This window comes from Flavobacterium panacagri, assembly GCF_030378165.1.
GTDB classification, from domain to species: Bacteria; Bacteroidota; Bacteroidia; order Flavobacteriales; family Flavobacteriaceae; genus Flavobacterium; species Flavobacterium panacagri.
Map to the genome: position 1 here is coordinate 5,281,297 of NZ_CP119766.1, position 15,026 is coordinate 5,296,322.

The 15,026-nt window shown below is 33.5% G+C and carries 11 protein-coding genes; 5 read left to right on the forward strand and 6 right to left on the reverse strand.

From position 1 onward, the window contains the following. The first annotated feature begins 93 nt into the window (after positions 1 to 93). The 3 genes from P2W65_RS22335 to P2W65_RS22345 all read left to right on the forward strand — a co-directional run bounded on the left by P2W65_RS22335 (position 94) and on the right by P2W65_RS22345 (position 2,586). Complete coding sequence (locus P2W65_RS22335; protein WP_289661411.1) at positions 94 to 750, forward strand: hypothetical protein; 657 nt, start codon at positions 94 to 96, stop codon at positions 748 to 750. Positions 751 to 811: 61 nt separating this feature from the next. Further along, a complete protein-coding gene (gene dnaX, locus P2W65_RS22340) occupies positions 812 to 1,897 on the forward strand; it encodes a DNA polymerase III subunit gamma/tau (RefSeq protein ID WP_091493057.1) in 1,086 nt (361 codons plus the stop codon). A 275-nt stretch (positions 1,898 to 2,172) separates the two neighbouring features. After that, a complete protein-coding gene (locus P2W65_RS22345; RefSeq protein WP_289661415.1) occupies positions 2,173 to 2,586 on the forward strand; it encodes a DUF8439 domain-containing protein in 414 nt (137 codons plus the stop codon). Between the two features lie 8 nt (positions 2,587 to 2,594). On the opposite strand, the gene P2W65_RS22350 is transcribed toward P2W65_RS22345, so the two are convergent. From P2W65_RS22350 to P2W65_RS22375, 6 genes are all read right to left on the reverse strand, one after another. Next, positions 2,595 to 3,173, reverse strand: a complete 579-nt coding sequence (locus P2W65_RS22350) for an NAD(P)H-dependent oxidoreductase (RefSeq protein ID WP_289661418.1) — start codon at positions 3,171 to 3,173, stop codon at positions 2,595 to 2,597. A 184-nt stretch (positions 3,174 to 3,357) separates the two neighbouring features. Continuing rightward, the gene (locus tag P2W65_RS22355) at positions 3,358 to 3,918 is read right to left on the reverse strand and encodes a Crp/Fnr family transcriptional regulator (RefSeq protein WP_289661421.1); all 561 of its coding nucleotides are present in this window, start codon (positions 3,916 to 3,918) and stop codon (positions 3,358 to 3,360) included. A 40-nt stretch (positions 3,919 to 3,958) separates the two neighbouring features. Beyond that, entirely contained in the window at positions 3,959 to 4,510 is a 552-nt protein-coding gene (locus tag P2W65_RS22360) for a hypothetical protein (protein WP_289661423.1), read from the reverse strand. Between the two features lie 63 nt (positions 4,511 to 4,573). Then, entirely contained in the window at positions 4,574 to 5,464 is an 891-nt protein-coding gene (locus P2W65_RS22365; protein ID WP_289661425.1) for a Ppx/GppA phosphatase family protein, read from the reverse strand. A 34-nt stretch (positions 5,465 to 5,498) separates the two neighbouring features. Beyond that, positions 5,499 to 7,577, reverse strand: coding sequence for a polyphosphate kinase 1 (gene ppk1 / locus P2W65_RS22370; protein ID WP_289661427.1), 2,079 nt, complete (start codon positions 7,575 to 7,577; stop codon positions 5,499 to 5,501). A gap of 5 nt (positions 7,578 to 7,582) precedes the next feature. Then, complete coding sequence (locus P2W65_RS22375) at positions 7,583 to 8,068, reverse strand: SixA phosphatase family protein (RefSeq protein ID WP_289661429.1); 486 nt, start codon at positions 8,066 to 8,068, stop codon at positions 7,583 to 7,585. A gap of 648 nt (positions 8,069 to 8,716) precedes the next feature. Here P2W65_RS22375 and P2W65_RS22380 point away from each other — a divergent pair. Both P2W65_RS22380 and P2W65_RS22385 read left to right on the forward strand, forming a co-directional pair. Continuing rightward, positions 8,717 to 9,118, forward strand: a complete 402-nt coding sequence (locus P2W65_RS22380) for a hypothetical protein (protein WP_289661431.1) — start codon at positions 8,717 to 8,719, stop codon at positions 9,116 to 9,118. 16 nt (positions 9,119 to 9,134) lie between these two features. Then, complete coding sequence (locus P2W65_RS22385; RefSeq protein WP_289661433.1) at positions 9,135 to 14,942, forward strand: T9SS type B sorting domain-containing protein; 5,808 nt, start codon at positions 9,135 to 9,137, stop codon at positions 14,940 to 14,942. Positions 14,943 to 15,026: the final 84 nt, after the last annotated feature.

Here is a 15,026-nt window from a genome sequence, read left to right on the forward strand (position 1 = left end):
AAAAATAACACATTTTTTATTACAAAAATTGAATTTACAAATGAAAAAATAAATACATTTAGATTTCTTTTTATTGTCTTCAAAACCAACTTTATGAAATTGAAATATATTTTAATTATCACATTTATTTTCATTTGCAACAATTGTTTTTCTTGTGATTGTAAACCAATTGACCGAAAAAATATGGTAGAAATAGGATTAAAGTATGAAATTGTATTTTATGGAGAAGTTATAAAAGTAGATTCAAAAAAGAGAATTTATACTTTTAAGATAATAGAACTCTTTAAAGGAAAATACAATTCTCAGTTCATTACGCAAAAGTATTTGGGTAACTGTTCTGTTACTCCATCTCTAAAACAACTTTGGATTGTTTATGCCGATTTTAATGACGATAAAACTATCGAAATAAGTGGTTGTTCTCCAAGTACTGGATTTAAGCCCTATGGGGATGACTCAATGCCTCCTCCACCAGAAATCAAAATCTCTCAAAAGATAGATGATCAAATAAACACATTGTCTTTTTATGCTTGGGATCTCAAATTTGAAAATCGAAATTTACAAGATTGGATTTATCAAATAGAGAAATTAAGAATATATAAAAAATCTCAAAAAGAAATTTCTGATAAAGAAAAAACCGAGACAAAACTTGTAACATACAGTAGATATATCATCATATCTTTGATAGTCAACATCGTATTATTTCTAACTTTAATCTTTATTATTTTTAAGAAAAAGAATTTCTCCAAATAACCAAAATCGGTTTTAAACAACGAAACAAAAGTCATATATTTGCTATCGAATAAAAAAGAATATGGAACAATTTGTAGTATCGGCGCGTAAGTATCGTCCTCAGACATTTAAAGATGTTGTGGGGCAAAAAGCCATTACCAACACTTTGTTGAATGCTATTGAAACCAACCATTTGGCTTCTGCTCTTTTATTCACAGGACCGCGTGGAGTTGGTAAAACAACCTGTGCCCGTATTTTGGCTCGAAAAATAAATCAGCCTGGATATGACGATCCTACTGAAGATTTTGCTTTCAACGTTTTTGAGCTGGATGCTGCATCAAACAACTCTGTTGATGACATTCGTAACCTAATTGATCAGGTTCGAATCCCGCCACAAACTGGACAATACAAAGTATATATCATTGACGAGGTTCATATGTTGTCTTCGGCCGCTTTTAATGCTTTCCTGAAAACATTAGAAGAACCGCCAAAACATGCTATTTTTATTTTAGCAACAACAGAAAAACACAAAATCCTTCCAACGATTTTATCTCGCTGTCAAATTTTTGATTTCAAAAGAATTACAGTAAAAGATGCTAAAGAACATTTAGCTGATGTTGCTGAAAGCCAAGGAATCAATTTCGAAGATGATGCACTTCACATTATCGCTCAAAAAGCAGATGGTGCCATGCGTGACGCTTTATCTATTTTTGACCGTGTAGTTTCATACTGCGGTACTAATTTGACACGTCAAGCCGTAACCGAAAACCTTAACGTTTTAGATTACGAGACTTATATTTCTATTACTGATTTACTTTTAGAAAATGAAATTCCAAAGCTTTTATTAGCTTATAATGACATTCTGGCTAAAGGTTTTGACGGACATCATTTTATTGCTGGATTAGCTTCTCATTTTAGAGATTTGTTAGTTAGCAAAACGCCTTCGACTATTGCTTTGTTAGAAGTTGGAGAACAAGCACAGCAAATGTATGCTGCACAATCACAGAAATGTTCTCAGGAATTCCTGCTTAAAGGAATTGATATTGCAAATGACTGTGATTTAAAATACAAATTGAGTCAGAATCAACGTCTTTTAGTTGAATTATGCTTGATGCAATTGGCCTCTATCAACTTTGATGGAGAAAAAAAAAAGTTGAGCAATTCATAATTCCGCCCGTTTATTTTAAAAACGGAGGGTATTCGATTGTTGAAGTTCCTAGCGCAAAATCTCAAATTCCAAGTTCAGAAGAAAAAACAAATGGTAATGTTAATGTCAATCCAAATGGCAATAACAACGCTACTACCGTTGTTACAAATACTGAAAACAGTTCTGTAGTTTCTGAGACTCCAAAAGTTCAGACTCCAGAACCTCCAAAGACAGCAACAGATAATACGCCTAAGGTTTCTGCATTTTCTCTTGCCAGTATCCGCAAGAAAAAAGAAATGGAAGCTAGCGGTAAAACCTACGTTAAACCTACTACTGCTTATTTAACTGAAGAATTTAACGAAACCGACATGCGTCTTCATTGGAACAAATATGCGGAACGTTTAGGTCAAAAGGGACTTAAGATCATGGAATCGATTCTATTGATCAGTGATCCAGTATTAAATGGAACAACAATTACTTACGAACTTCCAAATGAAGGTTCTAAACTAGATTTTGAAAGCCAGATGAATGGATTATTAGGCTATTTAAAAGGACATTTACATAACCACGATATTGCCATTGATATAATTGTAAACGAGGAGATTCAAACCATAAGAGCTTTCAATGATCAAGATCGATATAATCGTTTCTTAGAAATTAATCCAAACATTGAACTTTTACGCTCTACATTTGGATTAGATTTCACATAATTACTATTCTATTTATGCTGCAGTCCAAAGGTATAGACTTTCTCCAGCCATTTTTTTCTTTGTGAGTCATTAGACCCTTTTATAATTCCGATATAGCTGACTTTTACTGGTTTTACACCGCAAAATTCTAAAGTAGATTTCTTTAATTGATTAACGCTCGGTCTTCCGAAAAACAATCTATAATACCAACCTGGCTGATCTAAAGTGGTAATAATATGTGCCGTTTTTCCTTTTAATAATTTATCCCACCAAACTGAATTTTCTCTGTATTGAAAAGCCTTTCCGGGTAGAAATAAGCGATCAATAAAACCTTTTGTAATTGCAGGAAGTCCGCCCCACCAAACGGGATGTATCCAAACCAAATGATCGGCTCTTTTTATTTTTTCCCAAGATTCGAGTAAATCGGGTTCTAATTCTGTTCGTTTTTGGTAACCGAACTGTAAATTAGGATTGAATTTTAAATCAGCTATCGTAATCGTTTCAATTTGTGCTCCAGAAGCTATTGCTCCACTTTTATACGATTCTGCAATTCCGAAATTGAAGCTTTCAGGATTGGGATGTCCGTTTATAATCAGTATTTTTTTCATGTTTATGTTTTTTCAAAAATACTTTTTACAGCTTTTATTTTACTGGACAAATGTCCAAAAAAGCATTGATTTTTATTCTCCCGCGGATCTTGCAGATTCGGCAGATTATTTTTTTTCCAATCTATAGAAATTCTTTAATTTTTATAAATCAGCTCAATCTGCAAGATCTGCGAGAAACAAAAAATTATAAAACTGCTTTTCTGATTCGGCTTAAATGTCTTGGAGTAACACCTAAATAAGAAGCTAAGTATTGCAAAGGAATTAACTGTAAATAGTTCTGATGATTTTTATATAGTTCTTGATAACGCTCCGCACCAGATAATTTCTGAAAAGAAACCATTCTTTTATGTAGGTTTACAAATTCTAATTCCGTTAGTTTTCTTCCCGTTTCTTGCCAGTTAAAACCCGATTGATATAGTTTTTCCAAGGCTTTACGATTTAAAATCTGCAATTCGGTATCAGCAAGAGCCTGAATGTTTTCTTCTGCCTTTTCTTCCGTTATAAAACTCGCAAAAGAAGCCATAAATTCATTTTCAAAAGCAAAGCAATTGGTAATTTCATCACCTTTATGATTAAAAAAAAAGGAACGCAAAATTCCTTTTTTTATAAATACAATTTCATTGCAAACTTGATTTTCAGACAATAATAATTCTCCTTTTTTCAAGGTACGAAAAGTTATTAAATCATCTAAAAGATCTAATTCTTCATTTGAAAAATTCTGTATTGACTGAAAAATTGATTTCATTTATAAAACAAAATTTTATTAAATAGAGAGTAGAGTATTTTTATTGAAATGTAATTTCTTCAGTAGTCGCTTTCAAAATTTCATGATTAGATTTTTCAATTTCTATTGTGAATCTGTGTTTTTTATGAACCTCAGGTTTTAATTCAATATGCATGTAATAAATATTTACATAAGTAGGATTCAAATTATCAATTGTACTTTCAATCTCTTCTTTGTCGACATTAAGACCAAGTGCTTTAACTATACCTGAGAGCTCTGAACCTGCTGGCAAATTACCACTAAAATCTGCATTACTTTTAACAGAAATCTTAATTACTGGATATTTTTCACCATCATAACCTTTTTCACAGATACTTGTAGCATAGGCAGAGGTAGAGAATTGAAAATTTTTCTTTTTTTCAGTTACATATATAATATCCTCATGCCGAATTCCAAAACTCAACTTTTCATTTGTCTGTACATTAGGATTAGTTACATGAAAACTTATACTGCGGTAATCATAATACTTTTCAGCTGGGCAATCAGGAAAACAAGAACTTAATAAACCCAATAAATTAAAGGTTAAAATTACCGTAAATACATTTCTCTTCATTTTTCAATCTTAGAAATAACAGTTAAATTCAATTTATTAAAAGCTTAAATAATTGTAGTTGCTTTATATCTTCCCATAATACATCGCTTTCACGATACCATCAGAAAGTCCAATTTTAGGAACATAAATCTGGCGGGCTCCACTCCACTTCATTGCATTCAGATAAATTCTTGTTGCGTGGATAATTACGTCGGCACGGTCAGAGTTCAAACCTAATTCGGCAATTCTTTGTTCGTATGTCAATGAATTTAAGAAAGCATATTGCGAATTAATGTAAATGTACGAAAGTGGTTTTTCCTGCTGTTTTCCAGACATTTTAAACAACTTATTGATGTTTCCGCCAGATCCAATAAGTGTAACCTCTTCGTAATCTGCTGTATTGGTTTTAATCCATTTTTCGATTTCATCCCAAACCACATCATGCACCATATTATTCAACAAACGAACGGTTCCAGCTTTGAAAGACCTCGAAGTAATCATTTTTCCAGAAGAGAAAAGTGTAAACTCCGTACTTCCACCTCCAACATCTACAAAAAGATACGTTTCGTCAGATTTAATTAAATGATGTAAATCGGTAGAAGCGATAATCGCTGCTTCTTTTTTACCATCAATAATTTCGATTTTTATATCGGCTTTTTTCTTAATTAAAGCCACAACTTCTTTAGCATTATAAGCTTCGCGCATTGCTGAAGTTGCAAAAGCCATGTAACGTTCTATTTTATGTACTTTCATCAAAAGATTAAATGCTTTCATGGCATCCACCATTCGATCTATATTTTCTGGTGAAATTTCCCCAACTGTAAAGGCATCTTGCCCTAAACGAATTGGTACACGAACAAGGGAACTTTTGTTAAACTGCGGTTCTTTTCCTTCTTGCTCTACAACGTTAGCTATCAGAAGCCTCATGGCATTTGATCCAATATCTATTGCTGCAAACTTCCTAATATTAATCATGCTCACTAAATGATTTTGAAATTGGTATTTATTATTAATTTACTTTTTGAGGAACCTCATCGAGTGCTGCGATTTTGTTTTGATAATATTTATAGGTTTCAAATTGCGCTCTAAACGGGGCATGATGATTTTTAGGTTTATACTTATTATCCAATTTATAAGAATGGTATCTTACTTTTACATTTCCTTTCCAGGCAATGTTGAAATTATCAATTAGTTCCTTTTTAATTTCAAGGTCATAAATTGGACAGGTTACCTCAACTCTTCCATCTAAATTTCGAGTCATAAAATCGGCTGAAGAAATATAAACTTCTGTTAATCCTGCATTTCCAAAAATATAAACCCTTGTATGTTCCAAATAATTATCGACAATACTAATGGCTTCGATGTTTTCGCTCATTCCTGGAATTCCTGGAATAAGAGAACAAATTCCTCTTACTTGCAACTGGATTTTAACTCCTGCATTACTTGCCTCATACAATTTATCGATCATTTTAAAATCAGATAAACTATTCATTTTTAACTTGATATGTGTTTTTCTTCCAGCCAAAGCATGAAGAATTTCACGATCAATAAGTTTTATAAATTTGGTTCTCGTATAATGAGGCGACACAATTAAATGTTTGTATCTATGAACTCTGTAATTGATATCGAAGAATTCAAATATTTTTGATGTATCTTTTAGTATTCCCTGATGGCAGGTTAAGAGCGTTACATCGGTATAAATTTTAGCTGTTGCTTCGTTGAAATTTCCTGTTGAAATAAAACCATAACGACGGTTTTTACCTTCTTCCATTCTTTCAATCACACAAATTTTACTGTGTACTTTAAGACCTTTAATTCCGAAAATCAATTCGATTCCTTCGGTCTGCATCTGTTCTGCATAAGAGATATTCGAAGCTTCGTCAAAACGTGCCTGAAGCTCAATCTGTACTACTACCCTTTTACCATTTTTAGCCGCATTTATCAAAGAACTGATAATCTGTGAATTTTTAGCTAAACGATATAAAGTTATTTTAATGCTTGTTACTTTTGGATCTAAAGCAGCTTCTCTTAAAAACTTAGTCAAATATGAAAATGACTGATATGGTGCATGCACCAAATAATCTTTTTTACTGATTTTTTCTAAAATACTCCCATCCAAACTTAAACCTGGAACTGGTAACGGTTCATTTGGTTTATACAATAAATCGTAACGTCCTAAATTTGGAAAACTCATATAATCGCGACGGTTATGATATCTTCCTCCCGGAATTATACTGTCTGTTTCGACGATTTTCATTTTATCTAAAAAGAAATGAAGTGTATCTTCTTCGATTAAACTATCATAAATAAAACGAACTGGCTCTCCAATTCGACGGTCTTTTACAGATGATGCAATTTTTTCGAGCATACTTTTACTTAAATCGCTGTCAATATCTAACTGTGCATCTCGAGTAATTTTGATCATATGAGCCGAAACGGTCTTATAATCGAATATATTAAAGATGTTTTTCAGTTTGAAACGGATCACATCATCGATCAAAATAACGTACTGTTTTTCATCATCAGAAGGAAGAACAACAAAACGATTTATGTTTTTCGGAATTTCGATTAAAGCATAACGTACCTCATCATTTTTTAATTCTAAACGAACTGCCAAATATCCTAATGTATCTTTTAATACAGGAAAAACTGCTAGATCATTCAAAATGATAGTCACTAATTCTGGACTCAATTTTTGATTATAAAAATCTTTTAGGAAACATTCCTGTTTTGGTGTTATCTGATTTTCGTTTATAATAAAAATATTTTCTGCTTCTAGCTCAGTTTCAATATTTCCGAGAATACGCAAACTTTCAGACTGCTGCTGAATTACAATTTCTGTAATATCCTTAATTAATTGATGGGCAGAAATACCGCCTAAATATTTTTCGCCAGAAATACCTGAGAGACTTAACCTTCGAATGGCAGCATATCGAACTCTAAAGAATTCATCTAAATTGTTTGAAAAAATTCCAACAAAACGCAGTCTGTCTAAAAGCGGAACCGTATTATCACCTGCTTCCTGAAGTACTCTTGCATTAAACGCTAACCAGCTTTTTTCTCTATCGATATATTTCTGTTCGTACACTGTTATTATTTTAAATCTTTGGGGAAAATAGTTTTATGTGTTTTGCCTTTATCAATTGTGTCCCAGTTATCGGAATCAAATTGCAATGAAACAAAGCCTGAAGTTGGAACATTTTCGATAAAAACATCCCCAAATTTATTAACAAAATTTGTAATAGCCTCGTTATGTCCGAAAAGAATAACGCTTTCTAAACTATTATCACATGATTTGATAACTTTTTCTAACTGCCTTTCATCAAAAGTGTACAAATCGTCTCTAAAAACAATACTTTCTAAAGGATATGAAAGGTTTTGCGCAAATATCAAAGCTGTTTCTGAAGCTCTAGCTGCTGTACTACTCCAAATTATATAAGTTTTAGGAAGGTAATTAGAGATATTTAGTGAAACATCATGTGCATCTAAGATTCCCCTTTTCATTAACGGACGATCAAAATCTTTTAAGGGTGCTTCCCAGCTTGATTTAGCATGACGTATTAAAATAAGATTTTTCATAAGCAGTAAATTTAAAAACCTGTTAAGCAGGCTAATATTTTTATTTAACTTCTAATGTACAAAAGATATTTTAAACCTTTTCTATTTTTTATTTCTGTTAACATTATATCCAAATTTTAACAAGTAGGATTCTTTTTTTTAAGCTTAACATTCAGATAAAACAAAAATGGCTTTTTTTCGGTTTTATGTTCTTCATCTATAAAATTCGTATTTAATCGATATTCTTCAAATTTGCAAAAAATTAACTAAATATTTGATTTTTAGCAATTTACAATATTTCAAAAGAGCGAATTTTCATCAAAAAAGCAAAAAAAATACATTAAAAAATTCGTTTTTTTAAGTTAAAAAATCTGCTTTTTAACGCTATTTTTTGTTAAAAAACATCATTTCAACGAGTTTTTAGGTTAGTTGCAGAGAAAAAAAATCAAAAGTAAACGGACTATATAACTTTGATTGTGTTAGAATACTATAAATACATTAAAACAAAATCTTTGAGTTATGAGAGCTAAATCTACTCTTGAAAAAGCAGTAAAATTTGTTAATAATTGTAAGTTTATTTTTTCGTTCAAAAAGAACATTTTTCAAAAAAACTTTTTTTTCCTGCTGTTTTTTTTAATGACAAATTTTTCATTTGGTCAAATTGAAAATTTGAATTCGTACTTAACAAACTTAGAAAATTCTGGACAAGATTCTAAGGTTAAAAATCTTAAACATTTACTGTACGATTTACATTCTGCGGTTTATGCATCTTCAGGTGAAATAAACATTTACGGCGATCTGCCGACTGCTTTATTCACGGATAATAATTCCATTAACAGCCTTAATACTTCGGTTTCCTTAAAAAATGACATTGAAATTGCTACAATCAAAATTGAAAAAGTTGCAGATCTAAACAAATCTATTGACCTGAATTCTTTCTCGGGTTTTGAAAAATTAAAATACATTTTGATCATCTCCGAAATAGAAACAAATTCTTCAGTCATCAATAGTCTCATCAAAAACAACACTTCGAAATACATTCTTCTTTATAAAATTTCTATAGGCGGATAATTAAAAAACTATTACTATGAAAAAAATCTACTCTCAATGTTTTGCGGTTTTTTATTTTCTTTTAATACTAGTAATTGGTAGTAATAAAGGAAATGCACAAGTAATAAAACCGTTTAAAGAAAGAACTTCTTCTTATTCTCCAACTAGAACTATTTATAAAATTAAAGGGGATTTTACGATGATTGGAAATACCAATCTAACTTTACAAGATTACGCTGTAAATAAAAATAATGGGCCAAATGCTATGGTTTATGTAGACACAGATAATGATAATCAGACCCATAACTCTTCTGCAGCAACTCTAGATTTACTAAATGACAGCGGAGCAAAATTAACGAACTGCTATAACATCGTTTATGCAGGATTATACTGGACTGGACGAGTTTCTGATGCTAATATAAGCCCAGATTCTTTTCTTGTGACAAAAAATAATGTAACCAAAACTTTAGACAAAAGAAAAATTCTATTCAAAGGTCCTACCAATTCTGCTTATAGCGAATTTACAGCTGCTGAGATTTATTTTCCCACAAATGCAGATAATAACATATACACCGCTTATGCTGAAGTTACAGATTATGTAAGAACAAATGGAGTTGGTGAATATTTTGCTGCCAATATTGCTTCAACTGAAGGAGCAGATGGAGGTGATATCGGAAAATTTGCTGGATGGGGCTTGGTAGTTGTTTATGAAAACTCTAATATGAAAAACAGAGATATTACTGTTTTTGACGGACATGCCTTTGTGAGCAATAATATTGTTGCCAATCATACTATTCCTGTTTCAGGATTTAATTCTGCCATGTCTGGAACTGTTGGTGTTAAACTTGGCGTTATGGCTGGCGAAGGTGATGTAGGTTATGAAGGTGATTATTTTCAAATTCAAAAATTAAACACAAGTGATTACATGTTTTTAAGCCATTCTGAAAATTCTACCAATAATTTTTTTAATTCTACCATTAACACTGGAGGAAATAACCGAAATCCGAGTTTGGTCAATAATACGGGACTTGATATTAGCATGTTTTATCTGCCAAATGAAAATAAAGATATCATTGGAAATAATCAGACTTCTACCACTTTTAAATACGGATCTACAGTTGACAGTTATGCCATCTTTTCTATTGTAATGGCTGTTGACGCTTATGTTCCAGAAATTGAAGGCGTTCTTACGGCCACAACTATTAATGGAAATAATGCTGGATCTGGCCCATATACTGTTTTACCGGGACAAGAACTTGGTTATAAAGTGCAAATAAAAAACAGAGGGAATGAAGCTATACAAAACAGTAAAATTGTCATTCCAATTCCGTACAACACAACATTTGTTGGCGGAAGTCTAGCAAAAACCGTAAACTTTTCTCCTCTTCCTACTCCAGATGCATTGACCTATGAACCAACAATTGGTGCAAACGGTTCGATAGTTTGGGATATTGGTACATTACCACTTCCAGCTAATCCAGATACTGTTTTAGGTGAATTGACATTTACATTAAAATCTACAGGAAACTGTGCTTTGCTTAAAAATTCAAACTGTGGCAATAGTATCCAGGTAAATGGTGTGCTAAGCGGTCAAGGAGCAAATTCTGGAGTGACTGTAGCCGACAAATCTTTAATTTTAGGTTATACTAATTCCGGAAGCTGTACAGGAACTTCTATTACTGCACCGCTTCAAACTACTATTGACTCTGCAAATTATACGAGTGTAAATTGTCAGGCTACTCCGCCCACTATTACATTTACATTCTGTAATGGGTCATCTACAATTCCTGTTACTGACATAATGGGATCATTTCCTAATGGATCAACATTTTATAATGCTTATCCTGTTGTTGCAGGCACAACAGTTCAATACACAATTAATACCCCATTTCCAGCGACAGTTGGAACATCAACTTATTATGCAATTCCTCCTGGTGGCGCAAGTGGTGGCTGTTATTTTGAATTCACAATTACGATTGAAAGTATTACCACAATGCCAACAGTTTCAGGCCCTGTAGATTATTGTATTGGTGACACCGCATCTCCTTTAACCGCGGTCGCAACTAAGCCAGAATATACATTGTATTATTATCAAACCCTTAATTCGACTGCGCAGCAATCTATAACTCCTTCGACTTTAACCGCTGGACAATTTACCTATTATGTTGCCGAAGGAAAAACTAATGCCTGTATTGGGCCTAAAAAAGAAATTGTAGTTAATGTAAATACTAAACCAGCTTTAATAATAAACAACCCACTTCCTATTTGCGCTCCAGCTTCTACATTAGATCTTACCGATGCAAGCATTACCGCAGGAAGCACATCGGGATTAACTTATACCTATTGGACAGATGCTGGTGCAACAACTCCGCTTACTAATTTTAGTGCAGTAATTCCAGGAACTTATTACATTAAGGGAACCAATACCTCTAATTGTTATGAAATCAAACCTGTTATTGTAACCAAAAGCACAGTCACAGTTACAGAAGTAATAGCATCGCACGTAGATGTAAATTGTTTCAATCAATCTACAGGATCTATTACAGTAAATAATGCTTCTGGAGGAGTTGCTCCTTACAGCTATTATTGGAAAAAGAACGGTTCCATTTATACTGGAACTTCCCAAACCTTAACCAATTTAGGATTTGGAAACTACGAAGTTACGGCCACAGATGCAAATGGCTGTCAAGGAACATTGACCATTGCTATTTTACAGCCGAATTCGGGATTAGTCCTTACAGATTCTTCCAAAACTGATGTTTCCTGTTTTGGAGGGAATAATGGTTCTGCAACTGTTACGGTTTCTGGAGGAACACCTGGATATACTTACAGCTGGAATACAAATCCTGTTCAAACAACGGCAACAGCGAGCAATCTTACTTCTGGCAATTATACTGTTACAATTACCGATGCAAATGGATGCAGCCTATCAGAATCATTTACTATTATGGATGGTGATTCTATTGTTCCGATAATTAATCCATTACCAGCAGCAACAACGATCAGTTGTCCAGCGGAACCAGTTTTTACACAGGCTACTGCTAGTGATAACAATGGAAGTATTTCTTCTTTAACTTATATGGACACCACAACACCTGGAAATTGCGCTGGATCCTATACCGTTACTAGAACTTGGACTGCAAAAGATGCTTGTGGCAATATTTCACTTCCCGTTAGCCAGACTATTAATGTACAAGATAATTCTGCACCAACTTGGACAACTTTAGCAGGAGCTTTAGACAAAACAATAAAATGCAGTGATACAGCAGCTTTAACAAATGCGCAAACTTTATTTCCAACTGCTTCTGATACTTGCGATACAGATGTTGCTAATATTGTAAAAGTAAGCGGTCAATTTATTGCTTCTACTGGATGCAGTAATACCGGAACTTATACAAATACTTGGACTGTAACAGATGACTGCGGCAATGTTTCGGATACCTTCACTCAAGTGATCACAATTCAAGATACTGAAGCACCAATCTTTAGCGGAAATCTTCCGCAAAATAGTACTATATCATGCGACGCAGTTCCTCAACCAGCAGAAATGACCGCTTCAGATGATTGTACTGTAGATTTACCAATTGTTTTCTCAGAAATAAAATCGGATATTCAAAATGGATGTACTTCTAACTATACCTTAACTCGTACTTGGAAAACTAGTGACTGTGCTGGAAATACCGTTTCGTATACTCAAGTTATTACGGTAAGAGATACAACTCCGCCAACAGGAACTGCTCCTGCCAATGTTATAAACTTAGCCAGTGCTGATTTAATTCCAGCTGGCAGCCCAGCAGATATTAAAGATGCGGCAGATAATTGCAGTCCAAAAGTAAACATAACAGTAACTGATACTAATAGCGGATGTGACGGAAATGTTTCTATTTTAACTAGAACTTACACGTTAACTGATTGTGCTGGAAATAAAACGGAATTGGTTCAAACTTTTAGTGTAAACTGTAAAGTAAAAAAAGCAATTATAGCAAATGATGACACTGCCGGTCCTATTGCTGGTATTAATCACACGACAACAAATGTTTTAAATATATTTTCAAATGATACTCTTGATGGGGTTAAAATAAGTCCTTCAGATGTGATTTTGACAACGGTTACCCCAAATGATTATTTGCATTTAAATCCTGACGGTTCTGTAGATGTATTGCCTAATGCTCCTATAGGAACATTAACTCTGGTATATCAAATTTGTGAAGCAGCTCAAACAGATAACTGCGATACTGCAACGGTTACCATAACAATCGAAGCACCAAAAATGACTGTTGCAGCAACAGCTGTATGTGTTAATGATGTTCCTTACATTGATTATGTGGTTACTCCGTTAAATTTTACTCCAGTAAATGCCGTTACAATCTCGTGGGCAGATAACAGCAATACTATTATTACAACGATGGCTGACTTACCTCTAAGTGGTCGCGTATTATGGCCGGGTGCAGTTGTCGATTCGAATGGAAAAGGAATTGACTGGCCAGGATGGATTTTTGAAAATAATAAATGGATTCAAGGCCCAGATGGGTTCGAAAAATTACGTCCGACAGTTAATTTGGTAATCTCTTTAAATCCAACCGAAACGATTACTGTGAACTATCCGCCGGCAGATCCTTATTGTACTGCAAGACCAACTTTTACCATTATCGCAAATGATGATAGTCCTGCTGCGATTTCGGTACCTGCAACAGCAACAAATATTATAAATGTTTTCACTAATGACACACTGAATAATACAGCCGTTAATCCTGCCGATGTAACATTAACAACGGTAACACCAGATCCAAAAGGAATATTAACTCTAAATACTGACGGATCGGTAACTGTTGCTGCTAATACTCCCGTAGGTACTTACACTTTAACCTATCAAATCTGCGAAAAAGCAGATGCTGGAAATTGTGACACAGCAATTGTAATTGTTATTATTCAAGATGCTCCTGCTCCACCAACTCCTGTTATCGCAAATGATGACAATTATAACAATATCGGATGTAATACTTTTGGAGTTGTGGGCAATGTATTAAGTAATGATGTAAAAGGAGCTGTTCCTGCTACTCTTCAATTAATTGACTTTACTCTTATCACTCAAAACAATGATAAAACAAATCCGAATATTACTATTGATAATGCAGGAAATGTAAATGTATCAAGCTTAACGCCAGCGGGAACATATATTTACAGTTATAGAATCTGCGATAAATTAAGTTCTCAAAACTGTGATACAGCGACTGTAACCATTGTTGTAGTTCCAAATGGAGTAACACAAATTAGTAGTACTGCTTGTACAGACGATTCATCATTGATTAATCTGACTACTTTGCTTCCAGAAGGAAGTCCAATTACTGGAACTTGGGTCGACAAAAATAATACTAATGCTCTTCAGGGAAGTGTGCTAAATCCTTTTGGTCTCGCACTCGGAAATTATGCTTTTGAATACCTAATAGCGGATGAAAAATGTCCAAGAAGTATAGTCTTAAATATGGAAGTTAATGATGATTGTAAAGTCTTGGCTTGTGGAGATGTTTTACCACGTAACGCATTTTCTCCTAACGGCGACGGAATGAATGATACCTTTAAAATTGACAACATCGATGACGTAACCTGCTATCCGGGTAATACTGTAGAAATATACAATCGCTGGGGAATCTTAGTTTTTGAAACCGTAAATTATAACAATACATCAAATGCTTTTGATGGTACTTCGAGAGGAAGAACAACTATCAAACAGTCTGACGGACTTCCTACTGGTACTTATTTTTATATCATTAATTATAAGTCTTTAGATGGAAGCAATACCATTCAGGAAAATAAACTTGACGGATATTTATACCTGTCAAGATAATAGCCCAAACCCAAAACACCTAAAACACTCTTTTTCAATACATTAAACAAAACAAGTTGAAATTTTGCTTAATTTTGAATAAAA

Excerpts from the sequence above, each read along its gene's own strand:
- P2W65_RS22335 (WP_289661411.1), top strand. The coding sequence starts at position 94 with ATGAAATTGAAATATATTTTAATTATCACATTTATTTTCATTTGCAAC.
- dnaX (WP_091493057.1), top strand. The coding sequence starts at position 812 with ATGGAACAATTTGTAGTATCGGCGCGTAAGTATCGTCCTCAGACATTT.
- P2W65_RS22345 (WP_289661415.1), top strand. The coding sequence starts at position 2,173 with ATGGAAGCTAGCGGTAAAACCTACGTTAAACCTACTACTGCTTATTTA.
- P2W65_RS22350 (WP_289661418.1), bottom strand. The coding sequence starts at position 3,173 with ATGAAAAAAATACTGATTATAAACGGACATCCCAATCCTGAAAGCTTC.
- P2W65_RS22355 (WP_289661421.1), bottom strand. The coding sequence starts at position 3,918 with ATGAAATCAATTTTTCAGTCAATACAGAATTTTTCAAATGAAGAATTA.
- P2W65_RS22360 (WP_289661423.1), bottom strand. The coding sequence starts at position 4,510 with ATGAAGAGAAATGTATTTACGGTAATTTTAACCTTTAATTTATTGGGT.
- P2W65_RS22365 (WP_289661425.1), bottom strand. The coding sequence starts at position 5,464 with ATGATTAATATTAGGAAGTTTGCAGCAATAGATATTGGATCAAATGCC.
- P2W65_RS22375 (WP_289661429.1), bottom strand. The coding sequence starts at position 8,068 with ATGAAAAATCTTATTTTAATACGTCATGCTAAATCAAGCTGGGAAGCA.
- P2W65_RS22385 (WP_289661433.1), top strand. The coding sequence starts at position 9,135 with ATGAAAAAAATCTACTCTCAATGTTTTGCGGTTTTTTATTTTCTTTTA.